General features: G+C 71.0%; 24 protein-coding genes. 16 read left to right on the forward strand and 8 right to left on the reverse strand.

What is annotated here, in order from left to right; all coding sequences use genetic code 11:
* Positions 1–315 precede the first annotated feature (315 nt).
* Positions 316–3,048, forward strand: coding sequence for a pyruvate dehydrogenase (acetyl-transferring), homodimeric type (gene aceE / locus ACZ7LS_RS02220; RefSeq protein ID WP_382518291.1), 2,733 nt, complete (start codon positions 316–318; stop codon positions 3,046–3,048).
* Positions 3,049–3,161: 113 nt separating this feature from the next.
* Here aceE and ACZ7LS_RS02225 read toward each other — a convergent pair whose 3' ends face one another.
* Positions 3,162–3,536 carry a peptidase inhibitor family I36 protein gene (locus tag ACZ7LS_RS02225; RefSeq protein WP_382518288.1) on the reverse strand — a complete coding sequence of 125 codons (375 nt, stop codon included), beginning with the start codon at positions 3,534–3,536 and terminating at the stop codon, positions 3,162–3,164.
* 175 nt (positions 3,537–3,711) lie between these two features.
* On the reverse strand, positions 3,712–5,319 hold the full coding sequence (locus ACZ7LS_RS02230; RefSeq protein ID WP_382518285.1) for an MFS transporter: 1,608 nt from the start codon (positions 5,317–5,319) through the stop codon (positions 3,712–3,714).
* A 153-nt stretch (positions 5,320–5,472) separates the two neighbouring features.
* On the opposite strand from ACZ7LS_RS02230, the gene ACZ7LS_RS02235 reads away from it, so the two are divergent.
* The 7 genes from ACZ7LS_RS02235 to ACZ7LS_RS02265 all read left to right on the forward strand — a co-directional run bounded on the left by ACZ7LS_RS02235 (position 5,473) and on the right by ACZ7LS_RS02265 (position 13,358).
* Positions 5,473–6,126, forward strand: coding sequence for a TetR/AcrR family transcriptional regulator (locus ACZ7LS_RS02235; RefSeq protein WP_382968169.1), 654 nt, complete (start codon positions 5,473–5,475; stop codon positions 6,124–6,126).
* A gap of 137 nt (positions 6,127–6,263) precedes the next feature.
* Entirely contained in the window at positions 6,264–7,469 is a 1,206-nt protein-coding gene (locus ACZ7LS_RS02240; RefSeq protein WP_385129996.1) for an alpha/beta hydrolase, read from the forward strand.
* A 108-nt stretch (positions 7,470–7,577) separates the two neighbouring features.
* A complete protein-coding gene (locus ACZ7LS_RS02245; protein ID WP_382518279.1) occupies positions 7,578–8,495 on the forward strand; it encodes a DUF4429 domain-containing protein in 918 nt (305 codons plus the stop codon).
* A 123-nt stretch (positions 8,496–8,618) separates the two neighbouring features.
* Positions 8,619–10,130: a sensor histidine kinase gene (locus ACZ7LS_RS02250; RefSeq protein ID WP_385129994.1), complete on the forward strand. Its 1,512-nt coding sequence runs from the start codon at positions 8,619–8,621 to the stop codon at positions 10,128–10,130.
* Positions 10,127–10,807: a response regulator gene (locus tag ACZ7LS_RS02255; protein WP_382518274.1), complete on the forward strand. Its 681-nt coding sequence runs from the start codon at positions 10,127–10,129 to the stop codon at positions 10,805–10,807. The genes ACZ7LS_RS02250 and ACZ7LS_RS02255 overlap by 4 nt, the downstream gene beginning before the upstream one ends.
* Positions 10,808–11,088: 281 nt before the next feature.
* Positions 11,089–12,147, forward strand: coding sequence for an alpha/beta hydrolase (locus ACZ7LS_RS02260; protein ID WP_385129992.1), 1,059 nt, complete (start codon positions 11,089–11,091; stop codon positions 12,145–12,147).
* Positions 12,147–13,358: an acyltransferase family protein gene (locus ACZ7LS_RS02265; protein WP_385130179.1), complete on the forward strand. Its 1,212-nt coding sequence runs from the start codon at positions 12,147–12,149 to the stop codon at positions 13,356–13,358. The genes ACZ7LS_RS02260 and ACZ7LS_RS02265 overlap by 1 nt, the downstream gene beginning before the upstream one ends.
* A gap of 58 nt (positions 13,359–13,416) precedes the next feature.
* Here the strand turns inward: ACZ7LS_RS02265 and ACZ7LS_RS02270 are convergent, their stop codons facing one another.
* A complete protein-coding gene (locus ACZ7LS_RS02270) occupies positions 13,417–14,433 on the reverse strand; it encodes an aldo/keto reductase (protein WP_382518269.1) in 1,017 nt (338 codons plus the stop codon).
* 6 nt (positions 14,434–14,439) lie between these two features.
* Positions 14,440–14,904, reverse strand: coding sequence for a MerR family transcriptional regulator (locus tag ACZ7LS_RS02275; protein WP_382518266.1), 465 nt, complete (start codon positions 14,902–14,904; stop codon positions 14,440–14,442).
* Between the two features lie 87 nt (positions 14,905–14,991).
* Between ACZ7LS_RS02275 and ACZ7LS_RS02280 the strand changes: the two genes are divergently transcribed.
* Together ACZ7LS_RS02280 and ACZ7LS_RS02285 are read left to right on the forward strand one after the other, a co-directional pair.
* Positions 14,992–15,474 carry a GNAT family N-acetyltransferase gene (locus ACZ7LS_RS02280; RefSeq protein WP_382664328.1) on the forward strand — a complete coding sequence of 161 codons (483 nt, stop codon included), beginning with the start codon at positions 14,992–14,994 and terminating at the stop codon, positions 15,472–15,474.
* 2 nt (positions 15,475–15,476) lie between these two features.
* Positions 15,477–16,298, forward strand: coding sequence for a serine hydrolase domain-containing protein (locus tag ACZ7LS_RS02285; protein ID WP_382518260.1), 822 nt, complete (start codon positions 15,477–15,479; stop codon positions 16,296–16,298).
* 30 nt (positions 16,299–16,328) lie between these two features.
* Here ACZ7LS_RS02285 and ACZ7LS_RS02290 read toward each other — a convergent pair whose 3' ends face one another.
* Positions 16,329–17,027 (reverse strand): pirin family protein, encoded by a 699-nt coding sequence (locus ACZ7LS_RS02290; protein ID WP_382664332.1) that lies wholly within the window; start codon positions 17,025–17,027, stop codon positions 16,329–16,331.
* A gap of 93 nt (positions 17,028–17,120) precedes the next feature.
* Here ACZ7LS_RS02290 and ACZ7LS_RS02295 point away from each other — a divergent pair, with 93 nt between their 5' ends.
* The 5 genes from ACZ7LS_RS02295 to fabF all read left to right on the forward strand — a co-directional run bounded on the left by ACZ7LS_RS02295 (position 17,121) and on the right by fabF (position 22,026).
* Positions 17,121–18,302 (forward strand): PucR family transcriptional regulator, encoded by a 1,182-nt coding sequence (locus tag ACZ7LS_RS02295; protein ID WP_382518254.1) that lies wholly within the window; start codon positions 17,121–17,123, stop codon positions 18,300–18,302.
* Between the two features lie 89 nt (positions 18,303–18,391).
* Positions 18,392–19,333: an ACP S-malonyltransferase gene (locus ACZ7LS_RS02300; RefSeq protein ID WP_382518251.1), complete on the forward strand. Its 942-nt coding sequence runs from the start codon at positions 18,392–18,394 to the stop codon at positions 19,331–19,333.
* Positions 19,334–19,345: 12 nt separating this feature from the next.
* Positions 19,346–20,347 (forward strand): ketoacyl-ACP synthase III, encoded by a 1,002-nt coding sequence (locus tag ACZ7LS_RS02305; protein WP_382968049.1) that lies wholly within the window; start codon positions 19,346–19,348, stop codon positions 20,345–20,347.
* Between the two features lie 66 nt (positions 20,348–20,413).
* A complete protein-coding gene (locus ACZ7LS_RS02310) occupies positions 20,414–20,665 on the forward strand; it encodes an acyl carrier protein (RefSeq protein ID WP_129768692.1) in 252 nt (83 codons plus the stop codon).
* A 98-nt stretch (positions 20,666–20,763) separates the two neighbouring features.
* Positions 20,764–22,026: a beta-ketoacyl-ACP synthase II gene (gene fabF / locus ACZ7LS_RS02315; RefSeq protein ID WP_382518245.1), complete on the forward strand. Its 1,263-nt coding sequence runs from the start codon at positions 20,764–20,766 to the stop codon at positions 22,024–22,026.
* A 110-nt stretch (positions 22,027–22,136) separates the two neighbouring features.
* Here fabF and ACZ7LS_RS02320 read toward each other — a convergent pair whose 3' ends face one another.
* From ACZ7LS_RS02320 to ACZ7LS_RS02330, 3 genes are all read right to left on the reverse strand, one after another.
* Entirely contained in the window at positions 22,137–23,177 is a 1,041-nt protein-coding gene (locus ACZ7LS_RS02320) for a DUF8189 domain-containing protein (RefSeq protein WP_385129987.1), read from the reverse strand.
* 186 nt (positions 23,178–23,363) lie between these two features.
* Complete coding sequence (locus ACZ7LS_RS02325) at positions 23,364–24,239, reverse strand: NAD(P)-dependent oxidoreductase (RefSeq protein ID WP_382518239.1); 876 nt, start codon at positions 24,237–24,239, stop codon at positions 23,364–23,366.
* A gap of 33 nt (positions 24,240–24,272) precedes the next feature.
* Positions 24,273–24,767 (reverse strand): DUF3145 domain-containing protein, encoded by a 495-nt coding sequence (locus ACZ7LS_RS02330; RefSeq protein WP_382518236.1) that lies wholly within the window; start codon positions 24,765–24,767, stop codon positions 24,273–24,275.
* 299 nt (positions 24,768–25,066) lie between these two features.
* Here ACZ7LS_RS02330 and ACZ7LS_RS02335 point away from each other — a divergent pair, with 299 nt between their 5' ends.
* Complete coding sequence (locus tag ACZ7LS_RS02335) at positions 25,067–26,026, forward strand: SGNH/GDSL hydrolase family protein (RefSeq protein ID WP_382518234.1); 960 nt, start codon at positions 25,067–25,069, stop codon at positions 26,024–26,026.
* Positions 26,027–26,134: the final 108 nt, after the last annotated feature.

A 26,134-nucleotide genomic window follows, 5' to 3' on the forward strand; every position in this document is an offset into this window, starting at 1 on the left:
ATGCCGCTTCGGTACGTCAATCAGGTCCGAACGACCGAACGAAACGCATGGCCGGAGTGGGCGTAAGGTTGCGATTTGACCACCGTGGAATCCCGGCACGGGCGCGGTATTTTCCCGTGGAGCACGGGTTACCGCTCGGTAGAGATGACGTTTCCGCCGCCGCGGTACACGATGGAGGGCGGCGTACGTGCCCGTGCCCCGGGGGCTCCGGTGAGACACCCAGGTCCCGGGCCCGCGTAGCAGCAGTAACCCGACGGCGTGCACCGCAGCGATCGCGTGCAGGGCACGATACGACCCAAACAGCGAAGGAAAAGCGTGGCTTCCGGATCCGATCGCAACCCGATCATCATTGGCGGCCTTCCCAGCCAGGTCCCGGACTTTGATCCCGAAGAGACCCAGGAGTGGCTCGACTCGCTCGACGCCGCTGTCGACGAGCGCGGCCGTGAGCGCGCCCGTTATCTGATGCTCCGACTGATCGAGCGGGCGCGCGAGAAGCGTGTGGCTGTGCCGGAGATGCGCAGCTCGGACTACGTCAACACCATCGCCACCAAGGACGAGCCGTTCTTCCCCGGCAACGAGGAGACCGAACGCAAGATCCTCAACGCGACCCGCTGGAACGCGGCCGTGATGGTGTCGCGCGCGCAGCGCCCGGGGATCGGCGTCGGCGGCCATATCGCCACCTTCGCCTCCTCCGCCTCCCTTTACGACGTGGGCTTCAACCACTTCTTCCGGGGCAAGGACGGCGGTGACGGCGGCGACCAGATCTTCTTCCAGGGCCATGCCTCCCCCGGTATCTACGCCCGCGCCTTCCTGCTCGACCGGCTGAGCGAGACGCAGCTCGACGCGTTCCGCCAGGAGAAGTCGAAGGCTCCGTACGGCCTGTCCAGCTATCCGCACCCGCGGCTGATGCCGGACTTCTGGGAGTTCCCGACCGTCTCGATGGGCCTCGGCCCCCTCGGCGCGATCTACCAGGCCCGGATGAACCGCTATATGGAGGCGCGCGGCATCGCCGACACCTCCTCCTCGCATGTCTGGGCGTACCTCGGCGACGGCGAGATGGACGAGCCCGAGTCGCTGGGCCAGCTGTCCATCGCCGCCCGTGAGGGCCTGGACAATCTGACCTTCGTCGTGAACTGCAATCTCCAGCGTCTCGACGGTCCCGTGCGCGGCAACGGCAAGATCATCCAGGAGCTGGAGTCGCAGTTCCGCGGCGCCGGCTGGAACGTCATCAAGCTGGTCTGGGACCGCTCCTGGGATCCGCTGCTCGCGCAGGACAGGGACGGTGTGCTGGTCAACCGGCTGAACACCACGCCGGACGGGCAATTCCAGACGTACGCCACCGAGACCGGCGCGTACATCCGTGAACACTTCTTCGGCGACGACCAGCGGCTGCGCGCCATGGTCGAGAACATGACCGACGACCAGATCCTGCACCTGGGCCGCGGCGGTCACGACCACAGGAAGGTCTACGCGGCGTACGCGGCGGCCAAGGCCCACAAGGGCCAGCCGACGGTGATCCTGGCGCAGACCGTCAAGGGCTGGACGCTGGGGCCGAACTTCGAGGGCCGCAACGCGACCCACCAGATGAAGAAGCTGACGGTCTCGGACCTCAAGGGCTTCCGCGACCGGCTGCATCTGCCGATCGCGGACAAGGAGCTGGAGGACGGCGCGCCGCCGTACTACCACCCCGGCCGGGACTCGGAAGAGATCCAGTACATGCATGACCGCCGTAAGTCGCTGGGCGGGTACGTACCGACCCGGGTCGTACGGGCGAAGCCGCTGAACCTGCCGGGGGACAAGACCTACGCGGCGGTGAAGAAGGGCTCGGGCCAGCAGTCGATCGCCACCACCATGGCGTTCGTCCGGCTGCTCAAGGACCTGATGCGGGACAAGGAGATCGGCAGGCGCTTCGTGCTGATCGCGCCGGACGAGTACCGCACGTTCGGTATGGACTCGTTCTTCCCGAGCGCCAAGATCTACAACCCGCTGGGCCAGCAGTACGAGTCCGTGGACCGTGAGCTGCTGCTCGCGTACAAGGAGTCGCCGACCGGCCAGATGCTGCACGACGGCATCTCCGAGGCGGGCTGCACGGCCTCGCTCATCGCGGCGGGCTCGGCGTACGCCACGCATGGCGAACCGTTGATCCCGGTCTATGTCTTCTACTCGATGTTCGGTTTCCAGCGGACCGGCGACCAGTTCTGGCAGATGGCCGACCAGCTCGCGCGCGGGTTCGTACTGGGCGCGACCGCCGGACGTACGACCCTGACCGGTGAGGGGCTTCAGCACGCGGATGGCCATTCGCATCTGCTGGCCTCGACGAACCCGGGCTGTGTCGCGTACGACCCCGCCTACGGCTTCGAGATCGCGCATATCGTCCAGGACGGTCTGCGCCGGATGTACGGCCCCGACAGCGAGGACGTCTTCTACTACCTCACCGTCTACAACGAGCCGATCCAGCACCCTGCCGAGCCCGCCGATGTGGACGTGGAGGGCATCCTCAAGGGGATCCACCGCTACCGGCGCGGTGAGCGGGGCTCGATCCCGGCGCAGATCATGGCGTCCGGTGTGGCGGTGCCCTGGGCGCTGGAGGCTCAGCGGCTCCTCGCCGAGGAGTGGAACGTACGGGCCGATGTCTGGTCGGCGACGTCCTGGAACGAGCTGCGCCGTGAGGCCGTCGAGGTGGAGCGGCACAATCTGCTGCACCCGGAGGAGGACCAGCGCGTCCCGTATGTGACCCAGAAGCTGTCCGGTGCGGAGGGACCGTTCGTGGCGGTTTCCGACTGGATGCGATCGGTACCGGATCAGATCGCGCGCTGGGTTCCCGGCACGTACCAGTCGCTGGGCGCGGACGGCTTCGGGTTCGCGGACACGCGCGGCGCGGCCCGTCGCTTCTTCCACATCGACGCGCAGTCGATCGTGCTCGGCGTGCTCACCGAGCTGGCCAAGGAGGGCAAGGTCGACCGTTCGGTGCTGAAGCAGGCGGTGGACCGCTACCAGCTGCTGGACGCCTCGGCGGCCGACCCGGGCGCGGCCGGCGGCGACGCCTGAGACAGCCGGAGGGCGGCGGGACCCAGGGGTCCGGCCGCCCTCCGCTCTCTCACGGTCCGGCCTTTCCGGTCCGGCCGTTCACGGTCCGCCCTTTCCGTACCTTCCCGGTCCGGTCAGCGCTCCCAGATCTTGAAGGCCCGTACCCGGTACGGCGACCGCGGCATCCAGCTGCCCTTGCCCGGGTACGTCTCGAACTCCCCCGTCTCCGCGCACTCGGCGGACTGATAGGTGGTCACGTTCCGCCCTGTGCGGTTGGCCAGCGACTGCGCGCTGGTGCCCGCCGGGAGCGGCACACAGCTGTCGATGTCGGTGGCCGACAGCTCGTACGTCTGCCGCGCGCCCCGGAAGTCCTCCTTCGGCCAGAGGCACAACTCGCCGGTGGCGCAGTCGCCGAGGCGGGGCGGCGCCGCCTCGGCGACGGTCGCAGGCAGCAGGGCGGCGACGGCCAGCGCCCCGGCGGACATGGCTGTGAGTGTGGTCTTGCGCATATGGGTCGGTCCCCGTGTGTGGTGCGAAATCGGTCAACCGCACTCTGACCTGCGGCGCTTGGCCATGGGAAGGGGAAACCACGGCGTCCACCCGGATAGGCGACAGCCCCGCCGGAAGGTTCCGGCGGGGCTGTCGTGGGCGCTGAGTTGACGTCGGGTCAGCCTGGGGCTGACGTCAGATGTGCACCCCCGCGCCCGCGGCGTCCGCGTTGCTGCCGCGCTTCGTCAGCAGGGCGACGAAGACCGCCACCACCGCGACACCGGCCGCGACGAGGGAGGCCAGCCCCATTCCCGACATGAAGGTGTCGTGCGCGACGTCCGTGATCTTCTCGGCGATCGCGGCGGGCGTGCCCGGCGCCACCGGAGCCACCCCGACCTGGACCGCCTCGGCGGCCTGCTCGGCCTGCGCGGGGCTGAGCGGCGGCAGACCGGCTCCGGTCCAGTTGCCGGGCAGGTCGTTGGAGACCTTGGAGGCCATGACGGCGCCGAGTACGGCCGTACCGAGGCTGCCGCCGATCTGCATGGCGGACTGCTGGATTCCGCCCGCCACCCCGGACAGCTCCATCGGGGCGTTGCCCACGATGACCTCGGTCGCGCCGACCATGACCGGCGCCAGGCCGAGGCCGAGCAGCGCGAACCAGATCGACATGGTGAAGCTGCTGGTGCCGGTCTCCAGGGTGGACATGCCGAACATGGCGACCGCGGTCAGCGCCATGCCGCCGGCCAGCGGGATCCGCGGCCCCGTCTTGGTGATCAGCATGCCCGCGAGGGGCGAGCCGACGATCATCATGCCGGTGAGCGGCAGGATATGGAGACCGCTGTCGACCGGGCTCATGCCGTGCACGTTCTGGAGATAGAAGGTGACGAAGAAAAGGCCGCCCAGGAAGGCGATCGCCATCAGTGTCATCAGCACGACACCGGCGGAGAGCGGTACGGAGCGGAAGAGCGCCAGCGGTACGAGCGGTTCCTTGACCTTCGTCTCCCAGAAGGCGAAGAGCACGAAGGAGAGGATGGCGGCGCCCATGAAGAGCCAGGTCTTGCCGTCGCCCCAGCCCCAGACGGGCGCCTTGATGATCGCCCAGACCAGACAGAACATGGCCCCTGAGAGCAGCACGATGCCGAGGATGTCGAAGGACCTCGGGGCGTTCTCCGCCCGGTGGTCCAGCAGGATCAGCCCGCCGACGATCAGGGCGATCACGCCGATCGGCACATTGATGAAGAAGACCGACTGCCAGCTGACGTGCTCGACCAGCACGCCGCCCAGGATGGGGCCGCCCGCGGTGGAGGCACCGATGACCATGCCCCAGATACCGATGGCCATATTGAGCTTCTCGGCGGGGAAGGCGGCGCGCAGCAGACCGAGCGCGGCCGGCATCAGCAGGGCGCCGAACAGCCCCTGGAGCACCCGGAAGATGATCACGAGGGAGATGCTGTCGGACAGGCCGATGGCCCCCGAGGAGGCGGCGAACCCGATGACGCCGATGAGGAAGGTCTGACGGTGACCGAACCGGTCTCCGAGCTTGCCCGCGGTGATCAGCGCCACGGCGAGCGCGAGGAAGTAGCCGTTGGTTATCCACTGCACATCGGCGAAAGTGGCGCCGAGGTCCTTCTGAATGGCAGGGTTCGCGATCGCGACAATGGTGCCGTCGAGCGCCACCATCATGATGCCGATCGCCACGGAGAACAGCGTGAGCCAGGGGTGGCCGCGCAGCCCCTTGGACGTCGTCGGCCCCGCGGGTTCCGGCGAAGGCGGCGCCTTGTCGACAGTGGTCTGACTAGTCATACCGCGAACGTTAGTGTCAGCCACTGACAGTTGACAAACCATTTCGTAAGCAAGTAACTGTCACGTGGCTCACAGCCACACTGAAACTGAACAACAAAAAGTAGTAAAAAGCAGTGGAATGAGGATATTGCGTTGGTCCCCGGGCAGAACACGATCGTCGGGTTGCGTGCCCGCAAAAAGCGCCGTACCCGGGAGGCCCTGCTGCGGGTGGCGCTCGAACTGTTCACCACCCAGGGGTACGAACAGACCACCATCGATGAGATCACGGACGCCGTAGAGGTGTCCCAGCGCACCTTCTTCCGCTATTTCGCCAGCAAGGAGGAGGCCGCCTTCGCCGTCGTGGACCTGGTCGAGAACAAGTTCTTCGACTCGCTGCGTGCCCGGCCCGCCGAGGAGACCCCGTTCGAGGCGATGCGCAACGCCGTCGAGTCGGCCTGGGACTCCGTCAGCGAGGCACTCGAAGCCATCGTCCCGGTCGAGCTGTATCTGCGCACCTGCCTGTTGATCGAGTCGACTCCGGCCCTGATCGCCGTTCATCTCCGGCGCACCGCGGAGCTGGAGGAGGGGATCGCCCAACTGATCGCGGACCGCGAGGGCCTGGACGTGAACACCGATCCACGGCCGCGGGTCGCCGTCGCCGCGTTCACCGGCGTCATGCGGGTGACCGGCCGGCTCTGGGGACAGGGCCGGGACGCCCGCGTGGAGGCGCTCCAGGAGATCACCAGGGCCCATCTCGACCAGCTGAGCCCCGCACTCGCCGGGAACTGGCGGACGCCGCAGCGCGATACGGAACGCGGACCCGCCTGACGACAGCCGCGCGACGCGCCGGAGCGTAGCGCCGCCTAGGCGTTCGGTGCGGTTACTCTCGGTCCAATCCTCCTTGGCGCGTGAGCTGACTCACCCTCGTCACGAGGGCCTCCGCGCTCGTCCTAGGCTGAGCGGTAGTGACTTCCTTCGACTCCTCACCCACCCTCAACGCATGGCGCGCTCTCCTCGCTCTCGCCGTCGTGTTCGTGATGCTGACATCCACCGGCTGGACAGCCGTGGCGAACCGGCGCGGTCCCGGTGAGCCCCTGAAGCTCGCCCTCAGCGCGTGGGAAAGGGGCCGGATAGGCGTCCGCCATCTGCCGAGTCCCGACGCGTCGCCGAAGCGGCTGGCCGCGTTCTTCGCCTCCCTCACCCGAGGACAGCAGGAACGGCTGGCCGCCAGGTACCCGCTGGTCGTGGGCAACCTGAACGGCGCCCCCGTCACCCTGCGGTACCGCGCCAACCGGATCGCCCTGATGCGGGCGCGCACGGTGGAGGAGCGCCGCATGCGCGACACCAGACTGTCCGACGACGGCCGGCGGCAAGCGGGGCGCCGGATGAACCGGTTCGAGTCGATGCTCGGCGACGACCGGCAGATCCTCGCGTTCGATCCGTCGGGCAAAGGCCGGGCGGCCGAGGTCCTCGGCGACCTCGACCGCGCGGAACGCGTCTCCGTCATCGTTCCCGGAGTCGACACCAACGTGCTGACGTTCGAGCGGACCAACCGCTGGTACAGCGCGCCGGCGGGCATGGCCGAGTCGCTGTTCTCCGCCGAGCGGAGCGCCGACGCGGACACCCGCACCGCCGTCATCGCCTGGGCCGACTACACCGCGCCCGCCGGTCTCGGTGTGGACGCGGCGATCGGCAAGCTGGCGGAGGACGGTGCCGTACGGCTCACCGCTCTGACCGCCGCGCTGCCGGGGACGTCGCGGGTCTCGCTCTTCTGCCACAGCTACGGCTCCGTGCTGTGCGGCGTCGCCGCGCACGCCCTGCCGGGCAGGGTGACGGACGTGGCGGTCGCGGGCAGTCCCGGGATGCGGGTCGGCAACGCCGCGCAGCTGCGCACGCGGGCGCGTGTGTGGGCCACGCGGGACCGTGACGACTGGATCCAGGACGTCCCCTATATGGCGGTCGGCGGTCTCGGCCACGGCGCCGATCCGGTGGCCCGGGGCTTCGGGGCACGGGTGATCTCGGCGCGCGGGGCGATCGGTCACGCCGGCTACTTCCGGCCGGGCACGGAGAGCCTCGACAACTTCGCGGAGATCGGCGTGGGTTCCTACCCCGCGGTGAGCTGCGCGGACGGCGCCGACACCTGCCGGAGCGGCATCGCGGACACCGACTGAGAACCGACGGCCGGGGACGGCGCGAGGGCGGACCTCCGAGCTGACGCGCGTAGAATTCCCCCGTTGGGGCAGGCGACGCGCGGGCGCCCGCCGCCTACGATGAAGCACATGGGTGATGTGCTTCAGGGGATCCATGCCACCTGGGAGTTCGAAAGCGACTCCGTGCTCATCCGCTTCCAACGGGGGATCCGGACGCCGAAGCTCTTTCAGGCGCTGGGCGAACGCCGCGTCCCCCACGAGGCGTTGTCATCGGTGACGCTCACTCCCGGCAGACGCGGGACGGTGGTGCTGCACGCTGTGCCGCGCGCCGGCGCCGACCCGCTCACGGAAGCGGCGGCCGGGCAGCTGAGAGCGAGCGGCGATCCGTACCGGCTGCTGCTGCCGGCCGAGCGCGAGACCCTCGCCGAGTACTACGCGGACGAGCTGCGGGCCTCGCTCGCCCGGGTCCGCGGGACGGGCACCGGGACCGGGGGCGTACGGGACGGCCAAGAGCCCGCCGAGCGCTATCTGGTGACCGCGCCGGAGCCACCGCTCCAGTTCAAGGCGTACGACGCGAAGGCGTCCTTCGACGGCGACCGGGTGTCCTTCCGCTGGTTCTGGACGGGCGCCTCCTCCGCCAAGTGGAAGGCGGGCGACCAGATTCTTCCGGTCGGCGAGCTGCGAGGCGTCGAGTGGCGCTCCCCGGAACGCTTCGACGGCTATCTGCGGCTGCTGCGGCGCGACGACCCGTGCTCGGCGCGGCCGCCGCGGCCCGCCCCGGCGGACCACGACCCGGCGACCGTCGTCTTCGGGCCGGGTTACGGACCGGTGCACGAGTCGCTGCCGTTCGCGGCGGCGGTGCTTGAGGCGGTCCAGGCGGCGGCGACGGGCCGCGCCGCCGTTCCGGTCCACGCCGTGACTCCGGCCCGCCGCGCCCCGGCCGAGGTGGCGGAGCGGATCCGGCACCTCGGCGAGCTGCACCGCGCGGGCCTGGTGACGGACGACGAGTTCAGCGCGAAGAAGGCCGAACTGCTGGCGGAGCTGTGATCTGGACGGGCACGTCCGGAGTAGCGCCCGCGCCGGACCATGGCGTCATACCGCGGTATGACATCAGGACCGACTCCTCGGTATGACGCCGGGCCGTACGGTGCTGCTTAGGCTGAACGGGTCATGAGTACCCCCGCATCGCCGCCGCCCCGGCCGGCCGCCCCGCCGCGTCCCTCGTCGCCTCCCCGGCCGTCGTCGCCGCCCTCGCCACCGCGCCCCGCCCCGTGGCGTGACGCGGCGCGCGCTCTCTTCGGTGCGCTGCGCACGCCGGCGCAGTCCACCGAACCGCTGTTCGCGCGGGCGCCCAAGCGGTGGCAGCGGTTCGCGCCGTACGTGGTGCTCTTCGGCTTCGCCGTGAGCCTGCTGCCGACCACCACCACGGTCCTCGTGGGGGACTACCGGCTCGGCGGCGGCTGGTCAGGGGCGCTGGCCACCGCGCAGACCGCGCCGCTGCTGCTCGCCGTGAGCCGGCCCCTCCAGGCCTGGTGGATCATCTTCACCGCCGATGTCGTGGGCGCGATCCTGCTCCAGAGCGCGGAAGGTCTCGCGGGCCGCTCCTGGCCATGGCCCCCCACGGTGATCGTCGGCTATCTGGTGCTGATGATCTGCCTGGGGCTGCGCGAATCACGCCGTACCCTGCTCGCGGTCTGGCTGGCGACCGGCGCGGCCGGGTTCTTCTTCGAGCTGATCTCGCAGAACCGCAGCGACGGCACCCATCTGCTGCTGTTCGTCCTGAGCGGCGTCGTCCTCGTCGTGACGGCGGCGCTGCGGGAACGGGGCGACGCCCAGCGCAGGCTGGTGGAGCAGGAGACCATCAGCGAGGCCGAGCGCTCCCGGCGCACCCTGCTGGAGGAGCGCGCCCGTATCGCCCGTGAGCTGCACGATGTGGTGGCCCACCACATGTCGGTGATCACGGTCCAGGCGGACTCGGCTCCGTACCGGATCCACGGACTGCCGGACTCCGCGCGCGAGGAGTTCTCCACCATCGCGGCGAGCGCGCGGGAGTCCCTGACCGAGATGCGACGGCTGCTCACGGTCCTCCGCAGCGACGGTACGGAGAGCGAGCGCACCCCGCAGCCCGGCCTCGACCGGGTGCAGCAGCTGGTCGAGGCGACGGTACGGGCGGGGGTGCCGGCCGAGGTGTCGCTCCCCGCCGAGCTGGGGCCCGTCCCGCCGGCCGTGGACCTCTCCGCGTACCGGATCGTGCAGGAGGCGCTCGCCAATGTCGTGCGCCACGCGTCCGGCGCGACGACCCGGGTCTCGGTGGTCTCCGACGGCGACTGGCTGACCGTCCTGATCGTCAACGGCCCCGGCGCCGAACGCACTTCACCGCTGGAGACCAGCGGAACGGGCCATGGCCTGATCGGTATGCGCGAGCGCGTACGGTTGACCGGCGGCACGCTCGACACCGGACCGCTGCCGGACGGTGGTTTCCGGGTCGCCGCACGGCTCCCGCTGACCGACGCGAACGCCCCGGCGGCCGCGCCCGTTCCGCCTGCCGCATCCGCTCCGCCGGCCGCGTCCGCCGCGTCCGCCCCTTCCGGCGGCTCCACGGAATCCGCCGGCCCCAGTGCCCCCATCGACTCCACCTACTCCACCGGCCCGGCCGGTCCGGCCCAGAAGGACGCTCCTTGACCATCCGCGTGATCATCGTCGACGACCAGGCCATGGTGCGCGCGGGGTTCGCCGCTCTGCTGTCGGCGCAAGCCGATATCGATGTGGTGGGTGAGGCACCCGACGGCCGCCGGGGCATCGAGGTGAGCCGCTCCGTCCACCCGGATGTGGTCCTGATGGACGTCCGGATGCCGGAGATGGACGGACTCGCCGCCGCCCGCGAACTGCTGAACCCGCCGACGGGGGTGACGCACCTGCCGAAGGTGCTGATGCTGACCACCTTCGATGTCGACGACTATGTCTACGAGGCGCTGCGCGCCGGTGCGTCGGGCTTCCTGCTCAAGGACGCGCCGCCGGCCGATCTCATCGCGGCGGTACGGATCGTCGCGGCGGGTGAGGCGCTGCTCGCGCCGTCCGTGACCCGGCGGCTGATCGCCGACTTCGCCCAGCAGCGCCCGGCCCGTGGCCGCAAGGACCCCTCGCTGCGGCTGCGCGGCCTGACACCCCGGGAGACCGAGGTGCTCGAACTGATCGCCCGGGGGCTGTCCAACCAGGAGATCGCCGATCATCTCGTGGTCGCCGAGCAGACGGTGAAGACCCATATCGGCCGTGTCCTGTCGAAGCTGTCGCTGCGTGACCGCGCGCAAGCGGTGATCTTCGCGTACGAGTCGGGCCTGGTCACCCCGGGCGACGCCTGACACGTCCGGCCCGGGGGCTTCCGTACAGCACCGCGCAGCGGCACGGCCCCGCACATCCCGAGCACACCGGCACGACCCGGCACAGCCCGCGCACCGGCACGGCCTGCACGCCTCTCCGCACCGGCGCGGCCCCGCACACCCCTCGGCACCGGCACGGACCGGCACCCCCGCTACCCCGGTATGACATGGCGGTTGGCTCTCCGGTGTGACGTCCGGCCACCCACCCTCTTCCTACCTTCCTCCTCGCCACCACAGGGACGAGCGGGAAGAAGGAGACGGGAATGCGCCGCTACACGAGGACCCTGGTCGCCGCCGCACTGGCGACGACCATGGTCGGGGGAACAGCGGGCTGGGCCTCCGGCAGCAGTCAACGCGCCGTCACGGGACCGCCCGTGGGAAGCGCCGCCTGGCGCGCGGACGACTCGCTCGGCCGGGCACTGCCCGACCCGGCGAGCGCCACGCCCGGCCAAGTGGCCCGCTTCTTCGCCACGCTGACGCCCGGTCAGAGCGAGCGGCTCGTCCGCCGCCATCCGCTGGTCGTCGGCAATCTCGACGGAGCGCCGGTCGCACTGCGCTACGAGGCCAACTCCCGCGCGATACGGGCCGAGCACGACCCCCGGTACGAGCGGCTCGCCGAGCCCGGCCGGCGGATCCTCGCCTTCGACCCGCGCGGCCGGGGCCAGGTCGCCGAGGTGTACGGGGATCTGGCGACCGCCCGCCATGTGTCCGTCGTCGTTCCGGGTTCGGACATCGACGCGGCGACCTTCGACCGTACGAACGATCCGTACGGCACCCCCGCCGGCATGGCCGCCTCGCTGCGGGCCGCCACGGGCGGGCGTACCGCCGTGATCGCGTGGGCCGGTTACACCACCCCCGTCGGGTTCGGGCTCGACGTGGCCACCGGCGATCTCGCCGAGGCGGGGGCCGGCCGGCTGGCCCGGTTCACCCAGGGGCTCACGGCGGCCGGGGCCGGGAAGCCCGCGCTGTTCTGCCACAGCTACGGCGCCGTGGTGTGCGGGCTCGCCGCCTCCGAGGTGAACGCCACCGACATCGTGGTGCTCGGCGCCCCTGGCATGCGGGCCGGACACAGGGCGGACCTCCATACCGGCGCACGGGTCTGGGCCGCCAAGGACTCCTCCGACTGGATCTCCAAGGTCCCCCATGTCGAGATCGCGGGCCTGGGCCATGGCCAGGATCCGGCCGCTCCGGCCTTCGGCGCCCGCCGGGTGCCCGCCGAACTGGCCGAGGGCCACACCGGCTACTTCGCTCCCGGCACGGACTCGCTCCGCGCCTTCGCCGCCATCGCCCAGGGCCGGATCACCCAGGGAGAGGCCCGATGATGACGACGCTCGCCAGCACGATCGAGAAGATCGAGGCACGGACCCCCGCCCACCGCGACCGCGCGATCGACGGGCTGCGCGCGCTCGCGCTGCTCGCCGTACCCACCGGTCACTGGCTGCTCGGCGGCTTCACCCTGGACGCCGGCGGCGCGCTGCACAACGCCAGCCCGCTCGCCGCCTTCGGCGGCTTCGCGCCGGTCAGCTGGGTGCTCCAGATGCTGGGCATCTTCTTCCTGGTCGGCGGATACGCCTCCGTGCTCTCGTACCGCAGAAGGACCTCCACGACCGCCGCCTGGCTCCGGCAGCGCGTGGTGCGGCTCGGCAGGCCCGTCCTCGGGGTGACGGCCGTCTGGGCGGCGGCGGTGCCGCTGCTCTACGCGCTCGGCGTGCCCGAAACCACCCTGCGCACCGGGTCGACGCTGGTGATCCAGCCCCTGTGGTTCGTCGGGGTCTATACGGTCGTCACCGCGCTGACCCCGTACTGTGTGCGCGCCGCACACACGATGGGCGGCTGGGCCGCCGCTCCCCTGCTGGTCTCGGTCGCCGTCGTCGATGTCCTGCGCTACGGCCCCTACGCCGACACCATGCCGTCCTGGCTGAGCATGGTGAACATCCTCCCCGGCTGGCTGTTCGCGTATCAGCTCGGAGTCTCCTGGGGCGAGGGCCGGATCGGCCGGCGCGGGGCGCGTGTCCTGCTCATCGGCGGCACGCTGCTCTTCGCCGCGCTGCTGGTCGTCTTCCACTACCCGGCCTCGATGGTCGGTGTGCCCGGCGAGACCCGTACCAACTCGCATCCGCCGTCCCTGCTGGTGCTCGCCCTCGCCGCCGCGCAGAGCGGTGCGGCGATCCTGTTGCGCGACCGGATCGGGCGGCTGCTGAGCAGGCCCGCGCTGTGGGCGCCGGTCGTCGTCATCAATCTGTGCGCGATGACGATCCTGTGCTGGCACCAGACGGCGATGCTCGCCGCCGCCGTGCCCGCGTCCTTCCTCGGGCCGGTGGCCGGCCTGACGACGTCCCCCGACTCGCTCGGCTGGATCGTGGCCCGGCTGACCTGGATGCCGCTCTTCGCGACGCTGCTCGTCCTCATCGGGTGGTACGCGCGCCGCTTCGACGCCCCGTGGCAGACCGGGACGCGCGCGTCGAAGGCCCGCCGCGCGGCAGCGGGGCTGCTGGCGGCGGGCTTCGCGGTCTTCGCACTGGGCCTGGCGTGAGCGCCGGTCCGGTCCCGGCCCGTGCGGGGCGTCGGACCGCTCCGCCGCCCGCGGCCGGTTACTCGCGGCCGGCCGAGGTGAACGACATGTCGGTGTACCGGCCGCCGGCCACCTGGCCCGCGATCGGCTCCAGCAGCCGCATTTCGCTCTCGGTGAGGATGAGCCGCGTGGCGGCGGTGTTCTCCTCGATCCGGCCGCGCTTGCGGGTACCCGGGATCGGTACGACGGTCAGCCCGTGCACCCCGGCCTGCTGCTGCACCCAGGCCAGCGCGACCTGCCCCGGCGTCGCGTTCCTGCCCTCGGCGATCTTGCGTACCGGGTCGAGCAGCGCGGCGTTCGCGGCGGCGTTGGCACCGGTGAAACGGGGCTGCTGGCGGCGGAAGTCGTCGGCGCCCAGCTCCTGGTCGGCGTGGACGAACGCGCCGGTCAGAAAGCCCCGGCCGAGCGGGGAGTACGGCACGAGCGCGACGCCCAGCTCGGCGGCGGCCGGTACGGCGTTCGCCTCGATGTCGCGGCTGAACAGCGACCACTCCGACTGGAGGGCGGCGATCGGATGCACGGCCTGCGCGGCCCGCAGCTCGCCGCCGGTGACCTCGCTCAGCCCGAGGTGGGTGACCTTGCCCTCGCGCACCAGCTCGGCCATCGCGCCGACCGTCTCCTCGATGGGGACGTTCACATCGCGCCGGTGCATGTAGTAGAGGTCGATGTGGTCGACGCCGAGGCGGCGCAGGCTTCCCTCGACGCACTGGCGGATATAGGGCGCGTCGTTGCGGATCGTCCGCTTGGTGGGGTCGGCCGGGTCGACGCTCAGGGCGAACTTGGTGGCGAGGACGATCTCGTCCCGGTGCTCCCGGACGAACGGCGCGATGAACTTCTCGTTCTCCCCGGCCCCGTAGACGTCCGCCGTGTCGTACAGCGTCACGCCCAGCTCCAGGGCGCGTTCCAGCGTGGCCCGCGCCTCGTCGGCGTCCGTCGGTCCGTAGGACTGGCTCATGCCCATGCAGCCGAGCCCCTGGGCACCGACCTCCGGTCCGCCGGTTCCGAGCCGCACCTTCTCGATCTTGCTGTCACTCATCGGGGTTCAGACCCTCTCCGACGCCTTGCGGGCGCCCGCGTAAAAGCTGATCTTGTGGTCGAGTACGGCGACAGTGTCCTGTAGCTCCGCGATCCGCCGGTGGACATCACGGCGTGTCCGTTCCAGCAGCTCCTGCCGCTCCTCGAACGTGTCCTCGCCTGCCCTGATCAGCTCGGCGTACCGGACCATGTCCGCCACGGGCATGCCCGTGAGCCGCAGCTTGCCCACGAAGGCGAGCCAGTCCAGGTCCTTGTTGCTGAAACGGCGCTGCCCCGTGTGGGAGCGGTCCACATGCGGCATGAGGCCGATGCGCTCGTACCAGCGCAGGGTGTGCGCCGAGAGTCCGGTGAAGGCGGCGACCTCGCTGATCGTGTAGCGCGCCGCCCCGTCGGGCCGCGGATGCGGGCGCGGCGCCGCTGCGCAGTCGTCCACGCGGGCCGTCCGTACGGGGGTGCTCTCCGTCAGCGTCATACCGTCAACGCTAGATCCTTCGAGTGCACTCGAAGCAAGCGGAAAAGTCGGCGAGTTTCCGGCGGCCGCGGATTAGTCTCCCGTCGCATGAACCTCGCACGCCCCGCCGTCCCCGGCGACGCCGCCGAACTGGTCCGTCTGCGGAAGGTGATGCTCGACTCGCACCGGGGTCCTGATCCGGACATCGGCTGGCAGCCCGCCGCGGAGCGGTCCCTGCGCGAGAGGCTCACGGGTCCCGGCGGCGATCTGATGGCCTGCGTCGTGGACCGTCCCGGACCGCCGGGCGGGCTGGCCGCGTGCGCGGTCGGCACGATCGAGTACCGGCTCGGCAGCCCCGGCAACCCCACGGGCACCACCGGCTATGTCTTCAGCGTCGCCACCGACCCGGACCTGCGCCGTCGCGGCTACTCGCGGGCCTGCGTGGAGGCGCTCCTCGACTGGTACCGGACCCGTGGCGTCCGGAGGGTCGATCTCCGCGCGTCCCGCGAGGGCGAACCGCTGTACGCGTCCCTCGGCTTCGTCCGTACCCCCGACCCCTCGATGCGGCTGACGCTCTCGCTAACCTCGTAGCCATGCAGAGCCTGGCGATGACAGAGAACTGGCCGGTGACGAACGCCGCGGCCGCCGTCGTACGCGCGGACGGCACCGTCGTCGGGTCGTACGGCCCGACGGCGCGGCGCTTTCCGCTCGCCTCCGTGACCAAGCCGCTGGCCGCGTACGCGGCGCTGGTGGCGTACGAGGAGGGAGCCGTCGAGCTGGACGAGCCGGCCGGGCCCGAGGGGTCCACCGTCCGTCATCTGCTCGCGCACACCAGCGGTCTCGCCTTCGACGAACACCGCGTGGCCAACGCGCCGGGCACCCGAAGGCTCTACTCCAACGCGGGCTTCGAACTGCTCGGCGAACACATCGCCAAGGCCACCGGGATCGCGTTCGCCGACTATCTCCGCGAGGCCGTGTTCGAGCCGCTCGGCATGGCCTCGACCGCGCTGCCCGAGGGCGGGTCGCCGGCCAGGGACGCGGTCTCGACCGTCGACGATCTGACGCGGTTCGCCGCCGAGCTCCAGGCCCCCCGGCTGCTGGACGCGCGCACCGTGCTGGAGGCGATGACGGTGGTCCATCCCGGGCTGTCCGGGGTGCTGCCGGGCTACGGCTTCCAGAAGAACAACGACTGGGGTCTCGGCGTGGAGATCCGGAACACCAAGTCCCCGCACTGGACGGGCACCTCGTCCTCGCCGCGCACCTTCGGGCACTTCGGGCAGTCCGGTACGTTCCTGTGGGTCGATCCGGACGCGGGGGCGGCCTGTGTGGCGCTGGCCGACCGGGACTTCGGGCCGTGGGCGGTCGAGGCCTGGCCGCCGTTCACCGACGCCGTCCTCGCCGAGCTGTCGGCCTGAGCCGCCGTCCGGAGCCCTCGGCCCGGACGCTCAGCCCGACATCTCCCAGAGCAGTACCTCCGCCGCCGGGCCCGACGTCAGTCCGAGCCCTTCCGCGTCCGTGATCCGCGCCGAGTCGCCGGGCCCCAGCGCGGGCCCCGCCGCGCCGTCCGCACCGCTGTCCGCACGGTCGTCCGCGCCGTCGATCCGTACCTCACCGCGCACCACGTGGACGTACACATGGCGGGCGTCCGGCACGGCCGAACGCTCGCCGTCCCGCAGGCGCCGCACGTGCAGCATGGCCCCGGCCCCCGGCAGGGCGTACGGCGTGGAGTCGGCAATGCCCCGTACGACCTCGTACGCGGGCTCGCCGCCCGGCTCCAGCGGCGCGAGCCACATCTGCACGAAGACCAGCGGCCGGTCGCCGTCATTGCGCTCCACATGCCGCACCCCGGCGGCCGAGCTGAGCCGCTGGACGTCCCCCGGCCGTACGACGGTGGAGTGTCCGGCCGAGTCGCGGTGCGTCAGCTCGCCCTCGACGACCCAGCTGACGATCTCCGTGTGACTGTGCGGGTGCTCGTCGAACCCGGCGCCGGGTTCGAGCCGCTCCTCGTTGCAGGCGAGGACCGCGCCGAAGCGCAGATTGTCCGGATCGTAGAAGCGCCCGAAGGAGAAGGCGTGCAGGGATTCGATGCCCGCCGAGGGGTCGCCGCCGACATGGCGCTGCGCTGCGTACCGTACGAGAATCACGGCTTCACGGTAGGCGCTCCGGCGGGGCGGGCACGAGACGCCCGCCGACCCCGGCCCCGCAGGCGGTGGCTCCGATAGGGCACTCTTGACCCCGTGGCCGAACCCTCGAACGAACCCCATCCGCACCCCGCGACGCTGCGCCGGCTGGAGCAGTCCTCAGGACGGCTCGCCGCGAACGCCATCGCCCGCATGGACGAGACGCTGCCGTGGTACCGCGCGATGCCGCCGGAGAACCGTTCCTGGATCGGGCTGGTCGCCCAGGCCGGTATCGCCGCGTTCACCGAGTGGTTCCGCCACCCCGAGACCCCGCAGGCCATCTCCACCGATGTCTTCGGCACGGCACCGCGCGAGCTGACGCGGGCGATCACCCTGCGCCAGACCGTCGAGATGGTGCGGACCACGATCGAGGTCATGGAGACGGCGATCGAGGAGGTCGCGGCCCCGGGCGACGAGTCCGCGCTGCGCGAGGCGCTGCTCGTGTACGCGCGGGAGATCGCCTTCGCGACGGCGCAGGTGTACGCCCAGGCCGCCGAGGCGCGCGGCGCGTGGGACGCGCGGCTGGAGTCGCTCGTCGTGAACGCCGTGCTCTCCGGGGAGGCCGACGAGGGCGCCGTCTCCCGGGCGGCGGCCCTCGGCTGGAACTCCCCCGAGCATGTCTGCGTCCTGCTCGGCACCGCCCCGGACGGGGACAGCGAACTGACCGTGGAGGCGATCCGCCGGGCGGCCCGGCACGCCAAGCTCCAGGTCCTCACCGGGGTGCTCGGCGACCGGCTCGTGGTGATCGCGGGCGGCAGCGACAACCCGCTCCAGGTCGCCAAGGCGCTGATCGGCCCCTATGCGGCGGGCCCCGTCGTGGCGGGCCCCGTGATGCCCGATCTGCTGGCCGCCACCAAATCGGCGCAGGCCGCGGCGGCCGGCCTCAAGGCGTGTTTCGCCTGGCAGGACGCGCCGCGCCCGGTGCTCGCCGACGATCTGCTGCCGGAGCGCGCGATCGCCTCCGACCCCGCCGCGCGCGAGCAGTTGGTGGAGGAGATCTACAGACCGCTCGAAGAGGCGGGATCCGCGCTGCTGGAAACTCTGAGTGTCTATCTGGAGCAGGCGAGCAGTCTTGAGGGCGCGGCGAGGATGCTGTTCGTGCACCCCAACACCGTGCGCTACCGGCTTCGACGTGTGACTGACGTCACCGGATGGTCACCCTCCGATGTAAGGTCCGCGTTCACGCTGCGGATTGCCCTGATCCTGGGGCGCTTGGCCGGCGGGGATACGCAGACCTAGACTTTTGTGGTACTTCAACAATTACCCCAGCGGTTCTTCGTTCCCCTCCCCACGGGCGGTGAAGACCCATCGCAAGAGAGAGTGTGAGGGTGCTCGTACTCGTCGCTCCCGGCCAAGGCGCTCAGACGCCCGGCTTCCTGACTCCCTGGCTCGAACTGCCCGGCGCCGAAGACCGGCTGCGGGCCTGGTCAGCCGCCATTGACCTGGATCTGGTCCACTACGGCACGGATGCCGACGCGGACGAGATCAGGGACACGGCCGTGGCCCAGCCGCTGCTGGTCGCCGCCTCCCTGCTCTCCGCCCGCCAGCTCTTCCCCACCACGGAGGACGTGGCGCGCGACGTGGGTGTCACGGGCGGCCACAGTGTGGGTGAACTGGCCGCCACGGCGCTGGCCGGTGTGGTCTCCGACGAGGTGGCCCTGTCGCTCGTACGCGCCCGCGGCATGGCGATGGCCGAGGCCGCCGCCATCACGGAGACCGGGATGTCGGCGCTGCTCGGCGGCGATCCGGACACGACCCTCGCGCATCTGGACAAGCTCGGGCTGACCCCCGCGAATGTGAACGGCGCGGGCCAGATCGTCGCCGCCGGCACGCGCGAGCAGCTCGCGGCGCTGGAGGCCGACAAGCCGGAGGGCGTACGGCGCGTGGTGGCGCTCAAGGTCGCCGGCGCGTTCCACACGCACCACATGGCGCCCGCGGTCGAGAAGCTCGACACGGCCGCGCGTTCCGTCTCCGTCGCCGACCCGGTCGTACCGTACGTCTCGAACCGCGACGGGCGGACGGTCTCCACCGGCTCCGGAATCGTGACGGGCCTGGTCGGCCAGGTCGCCAACCCGGTCCGCTGGGACCTGTGCATGGAGACCTTCAAGGAGCGGGGCGTGACCGCGCTGATCGAGCTGTGCCCCGGCGGCACCCTGACCGGTATCGCCAAGCGGGCGCTGCCCGGTGTGAAGACCCTGGCGCTGAAGAAACCAGAAGATCTCGACGCGGCCCGCGCGCTGATCGCCGAGCACTCCTCCACGGCTGAATAGGAGTCAGAGAGCATGTCGAAGATCAAGCCCAGCAAGGGCGCCCCGTACGCGCGCGTCATGGGCGTCGGCGGCTACCGCCCGACGCGCGTCGTGCCGAACGAGGTGATCCTCGAAACGATCGACTCGTCCGACGAGTGGATCCGCTCCCGCTCCGGCATCGCGACCCGCCACTGGGCCTCTCCGGAGGAGACGGTCGCCGCGATGTCCATCGAGGCGTCCGGCAAGGCGATCGCCGACGCCGGGATCACCCCGGAGCAGATCGACGGTGTGATCGTCTCCACCGTCTCGCACTTCAAGCAGACCCCGGCCATCGCGACCGAGATCGCGGACAAGATCGGCGCGAGCAGGCCCGCCGCGTTCGACATCTCCGCGGGCTGCGCCGGCTTCGGCTACGGACTGACCCTGGCCAAGGGCATGGTCGTCGAGGGCTCGGCCGAGTACGTGCTGGTCATCGGCGTGGAGCGGCTCTCGGACCTGACCGATCTGGAGGACCGCGCGACGGCCTTCCTGTTCGGTGACGGCGCGGGCGCGGTGGTCGTCGGACCCGCCAAGGAGCCGATGATCGGCCCCACCGTCTGGGGCTCCGAAGGCGACAAGTCCGACACCATCAAGCAGACCGTGCCGTGGGACGCCTACCGCGACGGCACGGTGGAGAAGTTTCCCGCCATCACGCAGGAGGGCCAGGCGGTCTTCCGCTGGGCCGTCTTCGAGATGGCGAAGGTCGCCCAGCAGGCGCTGGACGCCGCCGGAATCAGCTCCGCCGACCTGGACGTCTTCATTCCGCACCAGGCCAATATGCGGATCATCGACTCGATGGTGAAGACTCTGAAGCTGCCGGAGCATGTCACGGTCGCGCGTGACGTGGAAACCACCGGCAACACCTCGGCCGCCTCGATTCCGCTCGCGATGGAGCGGCTTCTGGCGACCGGACAGGCGAAGAGCGGCGACACCGCGCTCGTCATCGGTTTCGGGGCGGGTCTTGCCTACGCCGCGACGGTCGTTACCCTCCCCTAGGCACACCGGATCTTTCCGGAGCGTGTTCCGATATATCCCTCTGCTCAACATCGAAGGAGCGCCAACATGGCCGCCACCCAGGAAGAGATCGTCGACGGTCTCGCCGAGATCGTTAATGAGATCGCCGGTATCCCGGTCGAGGACGTCCAGCTGGACAAGTCCTTCACCGACGATCTGGATGTCGACTCGCTGTCCATGGTCGAGGTCGTCGTCGCCGCCGAAGAGCGCTTCGACGTGAAGATCCCGGACGACGACGTCAAGAACCTCAAGACGGTTGGCGACGCCGCCGACTACATCGCGAAGCACCAGGCCGCCTGACCGCCTGACCTCTCGCGCTGACCCATCGCGCGGCATCCGCCACCCGGTGGTGGCGCCGTAAAAATTCAGCACCCTCTACACGTGGAGAAAGAATTCCAGTGAACTCGACCAATCGCACCGTGGTCGTCACCGGTATCGGCGCAACCACACCACTGGGTGGCGACAGCGCAACGACCTGGGAAGGTCTGCTCGCGGGCCGCTCGGGAGTACGCCCTCTCGAAGGCGAACGCTTCGCCCAACTGCCGGTCCGTATCGCCGCGGTCGCCGCGGTCGACCCGGGCGATGTCCTGCCCCGCCCGCTCGCCCGCAAACTGGACCGCTCGGCGCAGTTCGCGCTGATCGCGGCCAGGGAGGCCTGGGCGGACGCGGGTTACACCGCCAGGGCCGGGGAGGACCCCTCGGTCGACCCCGACCGGCTCGGTACCGTGATCGCCTCCGGCATCGGCGGCGTGACCACCCTGCTCGACCAGTACGACGTGCTCAAGGAGCGGGGCGAACGCCGTGTCTCCCCGCACACCGTGCCGATGCTGATGCCCAACAGCCCCTCCGCCAACGTCAGCCTGGAAGTGGGCGCCCGCGCGGGCGTGCACACCCCGGTCTCCGCCTGCGCGTCGGGCGCCGAGGCCGTCGGCTACGCGGTGGAGATGATCCGTACCGGCCGCGCCGACGTGGTCGTCGCCGGTGGTACGGAAGCGGCCGTCCACCCCCTGCCCATCGCGGCGTTCGCCAACATGATGGCGATGTCCAAGAACAACGACGAGCCCACCAAGGCCTCGCGCCCGTACGACAAGGGCCGCGACGGCTTCGTCCTCGGTGAGGGCGCGGGCGTGATCGTCCTGGAGTCGGCGGAGCACGCGGCCAGGCGCGGCGCGCGCGTCTACTGCGAACTGCTGGGCCAGGGCCTGTCCTCGGACGCCCACCACATCGCCCAGCCCGAGCCCACCGGCCGCGGTATCGCCAAGGCCATGGAGAACCTGCTCGACCAGACGGACCTCAAGCCGTCCGAGGTCATGCACCTCAACGCGCACGCCACGTCGACGCCGCAGGGCGATGTCGCCGAGATCAAGGCGCTGCGCCGGGTGCTCGGCGACGATCTCGACCATGTGGCGGTCTCCGCGACGAAGTCGATGACGGGCCATCTGCTGGGCGGCGCGGGCGGTATCGAGACCGTGGCCACGGTCCTCGCGCTCTACCACCGCAAGGCCCCGCCGACCATCAACGTCGACGACCTGGACGAGGAGGTCGTCGCGGACATCGTCGTCGACGGCCCCCGCGAGCTGCCCGGCGGCACGATCGCGGCGATCAACAACTCGTTCGGCTTCGGCGGCCACAACGTGGTGCTGGCGCTGCGTACGGTCTGATCGCGCGGCGGTTCCCGGCGAACCTTCGCGAAGACGCCCGGCCCGGGATCCCCGGCCGGGCGTCTTCGGTTTCCTCCGCGCGGCACAGGCCCGGAGCCGGGGCCCGAGGCCTAGGCCCTGTCCGGGCGGTTCTGCGTCACGTACCGGAGCACGCCGTCGGTGCCGCGGACGAAGACGGAGATCCGGCCGTCGCGGTGGCACGCGGGGACCGGGGCGCCCGCGAGAGCGCCGTTCAGGGAGGCGAGGTCCGTGAACTGGTCGCTGTTGACGGTCTTCTGCCCGGCGGCCCACAGCGCGCGGTCGGGGCCGGCCGCGAAGATCCGAAGACGGCCGTCGAGCGGGGAGCGGAACGGGTACGGCGCGCCCGCCAGAGCGCCCTTGAGCAGCCCCTCCGGGTTCCACGCGGCGTAGTCCCCCTGCCGGCCCAGGAAGCGGCCCGCTCCGTCCGGGCCCTGCCAGAAGACCCGGATACGGCCGTCCGCGTCGAGCGCGGCCTTCGGGTCGGAGAGGGCCGGCGTCCCGGCGAACCGCTCGAAGGGAATCCAGTCGCTGGTGGTGTCGGGGATCCGCTGCTCCGAGATCCACAGCTCGCCGTCACCGCCCCGGACGAACACCGCCACCCGCCCGTCGGCCGCCAGGACCGGGCACGGGACACCCTCGGCCGCTGCGCCGATCGTGGCGGCGGGGGCCCAGACGGCGTACGCCACCGAGGTGTGGCTGACCGACCGGACCGTGTGGTCCGCGCCCCGGCAGAACACCGAGATCCGCCCGTCGGCGTTGAGGACCGCGGCGGGGTCACCCGCGACGCCGTCGGCCACCTTGACCGGGTGAGCGCCGGACTCGCCCGGGATCCCCGGCGTCCCCGGGAGCCGGTCGGCGAACAGTTCGCCGCCCGGCGTGCGCCAGAAGACCCGGATCAGCCGGTCACGGCCCAGGATCGCGGCGGGCACCCCGCTGATCCGGGCCCCGGGTAACTCCGTCCACGGGGACCAGCCCGGATCGCTGTTCTGCCGGATGAACAGGAGCGCGTGGTTCCGCCCCTCGGCGAGGACGACCAGCCGGCCGTCCGGGCGGGCGACCACGGCCGGATCGTTGACGAGGGTGCCTCCCAGCGGCTGGAAGGCACCCCAGACCGTGCCGGGTGTGGTCACACCGCTTCCCCCTGTCCCCTGTCCGTCCCCTGTCCATGAAGGCCCCCCGCACCCGAAGTCGCTGTATCCGAAGGGTCTCAGCCGGACACAACGACACGCCCGGACGGGCGGGACGAACACACCATCGGGGGAACGGGGTTTGGGCGGAAGAGGCGGAAGGAGGCAGAGGGAAAGAGCGGCGGCGCCTCAGCCGTCGAAGCTCGCGAAGTACGTCGCCGCCATGTCGTCGTCACCGTGCCCCTGGGCCTCCGCCCGGCGGAACCGCTCGGCGGACGCCGCCGCCACATCGAGCCGTACGCCCGCCGACTCCCCCGCCTCCACGATCAGCCGGGCGTCCTTGCCCGCCGTGGCGACCGAGAAGCTCGGGGTGTAGTCGCCGTCCATGATGACGGCGGACTTGGCGTGGAGATAACCGCAGTCCAGCGCGCCCCCGGCGATGGCCTCCAGGAAGTACCGCGGGTCCACGTCGAGGCCCTTGGCCAGGGCGAGCGCCTCGGCCGCGCCGTTGGTGAGAGTGAGCACCCAGCTGTTGCAGACGAGCTTCAGGCGGCTGGCGGCGCCGGTGGAACCGTCCTCGTCCAGCCAGACGGTACGGCTGCCGATGGCGTCCAGCACGGGCGCGAGCGGGCCGCGCGCCTCCCCGGGGCCCGCGGCCAGGATCAGCAGGTCGCCGCTCTCGGCGGGCGCCCTGGTGCCGAGCACGGGCGCGTCGACGAAGACCAGTCCGTGATGCCGGGCCAGATCGGCGAGTGAGGCGATGGCCTCGACGCCCACGGTCGTCGTCTGGAGCCAGATGGCGCCGGGCCGCAGACCCGGACCGGCGGCCGTCACGGCCTCCACGGCGGCGGGGCCGTCGTACACCATCGTGAGGACGACATCCGCGTCGGCGACGGCCTCGGCGGGAGTCGCGTAGGCCCGCGCGCCATCGGCGACCAGCGCTTCGGCCTTGGCGGGGGTGCGGTTCCAGACACGGACGTCATGTCCGGCGCGGCAGAGGTTTCGGGCCATCGCGGCGCCCATGATGCCGGTGCCGAGGACAGCTACTGCGAGGTGATCAGCCATGGGACCACGGTAGGACGCGGGGGCCCCGCCCGCTCACACGACCTGGTGCAACCAGCGGACCGGGGCGCCCTCGCCCGCGTACCGGAACGGTTCGAGCTCGTCGTCCCACGGCTTGCCGAGCAGCTTGGCGACCTCCGCCGCCAGCTGGGTCTCACCCTGGAGGGAGCGGGCGAGCGCGGCGCGCAGCCGGTCCTCGGGGACCAGGATGTCGCCGTGCATACCGGTGACGGCGTGGAAGATGCCCAGATCGGGCGTGGCGCTGTAGCGCTCGCCCTCGGCGGTGGCGCAGGGTTCCGCCGTGACCTCGAAGCGGAGCATCTGCCAGCCGCGCAGGGCGGAGGCGAGTTCGGAGGCCGTGCCCGCCCGGCCCTTCCAGGAGACCTCGGCTCTCCAGGTGCCCGGCGACGCCGGCTGCCGGATCCAGTCGAGCTGGACTCGCAGACCGAGCACTCCGGCCACCGCCCATTCGATGTGCGGGCACATCGCGCGTGGTGCGGAGTGAATGTACAGAACTCCACGTGTCGTCACCGGGACCTCCAGTGTGGGACGAGGTTCGCCTTTCCCAGCGGCCTCAGTAAACAGCATCGGGAGTGAAACTCCGCAAAAGGGACAGCATGTGACGTGATGTAATTTACCGGAGCCAAGAGAACGGACACCTCTGGTTCGACGTGGAAAAACTACCGTGCGGCGGGGTGCCCGCGGTGACGTACGGTCGGTCCCGGGGGCGATATGCGCGAAGCTTTCACTCGGCAGGACGCCACCGGATGCCTGACGACGCCAGACTTCGCAAAAGGATGCCAAAGAGGACGCCAACGGGAGGGACTCTGATGCGGAAGAGCCTTCGGAGCCGGAGCGGGAGCGGCGGTCGGAGCGGGGGCCGCGGCCCGGCCCGGACGGCGCGCCGACGCGCCGGAACAGCCGCCGCGACGGCCGCTCTACTGGCCGTGAGCGGTCTGCTGGCCGGCTGCGGCGTCTTCGGCGGATCCTCGTCCGACGCGGAGGCCGAGCGCGCCGCCCCCTCCGCGCGCCCGCCCCTGTGGAACCGCGCCCCGGCGTCGGTGGCGGCGGTCGGTGACTCCATCACCCGTGGCTTCGACGCGTGTGTGGTGCTCGCCGACTGCCCGGAGGTGTCCTGGTCGACGGGCACGGACAGCAAGGTACGCAGCCTGGCCCTACGGCTGCTGGGCGCTCCGGCGGCGAAGGAGCGCAGCTGGAACCACGCCGCGACCGGCGCCAAGATGTCCGATCTCCCGGGCCAGCTGGCGCAGGCCGCGCAGAACAAGCCCGAGCTGGTCACGATCATGGTGGGCGCCAATGACGCCTGCCAGGACACGGCGAGACAGATGACACCGGTCACCGATTTCCGTAAGTCGTTCGAGGCGTCGATGCGCCAGTTGCGCGCCGGGGCGCCCAAGGCGCAGGTGTATGTGTCGAGCGTGCCGGATCTGAAGCGGCTCTGGTCGACCGGCCGGGGCAATCCGCTGGGCCGGCAGATCTGGAAGCTGGGGATCTGCGCCACGATGCTCGGGGACTCGCAGGACATGAGCAAGCGGGCGCAGGACCGCCGGAACATGGTGTACGAGCGGGTCGTGGCGTACAACAACGTGCTGAAGGACGTGTGCGCGAAGGATCCGCGCTGCCGGTACGACGGCGGTGCGGTCTTCGACTTCCGGTTCACGGGCGACCAGTTGAGCCACTGGGACTGGTTCCATCCCAGCAAGGACGGGCAGAGCCGGCTGGCGGAGATCGCGTACCGCAATGTGACGGCCGTGAAGCCGCCCGTGTAGGGCGGCGGTGTCCGCCCTACGGGACTGCGGTCCGTGTGCTGTTGCCCGGTACCGTACGCCCCGCTTAGGGTGCCGGGTGTGGTAATGAACGAGATCCTTACCGCTCGC

The sequence above is a fragment of the Streptomyces sp. NPDC039430 genome (assembly GCF_055639435.1).

Excerpts from the sequence above, each read along its gene's own strand:
- ACZ7LS_RS02225 (WP_382518288.1), bottom strand. The coding sequence starts at position 3,536 with ATGCGCAAGACCACACTCACAGCCATGTCCGCCGGGGCGCTGGCCGTC.
- ACZ7LS_RS02230 (WP_382518285.1), bottom strand. The coding sequence starts at position 5,319 with ATGACTAGTCAGACCACTGTCGACAAGGCGCCGCCTTCGCCGGAACCC.
- ACZ7LS_RS02245 (WP_382518279.1), top strand. The coding sequence starts at position 7,578 with ATGGGTGATGTGCTTCAGGGGATCCATGCCACCTGGGAGTTCGAAAGC.
- ACZ7LS_RS02250 (WP_385129994.1), top strand. The coding sequence starts at position 8,619 with ATGAGTACCCCCGCATCGCCGCCGCCCCGGCCGGCCGCCCCGCCGCGT.
- ACZ7LS_RS02260 (WP_385129992.1), top strand. The coding sequence starts at position 11,089 with ATGCGCCGCTACACGAGGACCCTGGTCGCCGCCGCACTGGCGACGACC.
- ACZ7LS_RS02265 (WP_385130179.1), top strand. The coding sequence starts at position 12,147 with ATGACGACGCTCGCCAGCACGATCGAGAAGATCGAGGCACGGACCCCC.
- ACZ7LS_RS02270 (WP_382518269.1), bottom strand. The coding sequence starts at position 14,433 with ATGAGTGACAGCAAGATCGAGAAGGTGCGGCTCGGAACCGGCGGACCG.
- ACZ7LS_RS02275 (WP_382518266.1), bottom strand. The coding sequence starts at position 14,904 with ATGACGCTGACGGAGAGCACCCCCGTACGGACGGCCCGCGTGGACGAC.
- ACZ7LS_RS02280 (WP_382664328.1), top strand. The coding sequence starts at position 14,992 with ATGAACCTCGCACGCCCCGCCGTCCCCGGCGACGCCGCCGAACTGGTC.
- ACZ7LS_RS02285 (WP_382518260.1), top strand. The coding sequence starts at position 15,477 with ATGCAGAGCCTGGCGATGACAGAGAACTGGCCGGTGACGAACGCCGCG.
- ACZ7LS_RS02305 (WP_382968049.1), top strand. The coding sequence starts at position 19,346 with ATGTCGAAGATCAAGCCCAGCAAGGGCGCCCCGTACGCGCGCGTCATG.
- ACZ7LS_RS02310 (WP_129768692.1), top strand. The coding sequence starts at position 20,414 with ATGGCCGCCACCCAGGAAGAGATCGTCGACGGTCTCGCCGAGATCGTT.
- ACZ7LS_RS02325 (WP_382518239.1), bottom strand. The coding sequence starts at position 24,239 with ATGGCTGATCACCTCGCAGTAGCTGTCCTCGGCACCGGCATCATGGGC.
- ACZ7LS_RS02335 (WP_382518234.1), top strand. The coding sequence starts at position 25,067 with ATGCGGAAGAGCCTTCGGAGCCGGAGCGGGAGCGGCGGTCGGAGCGGG.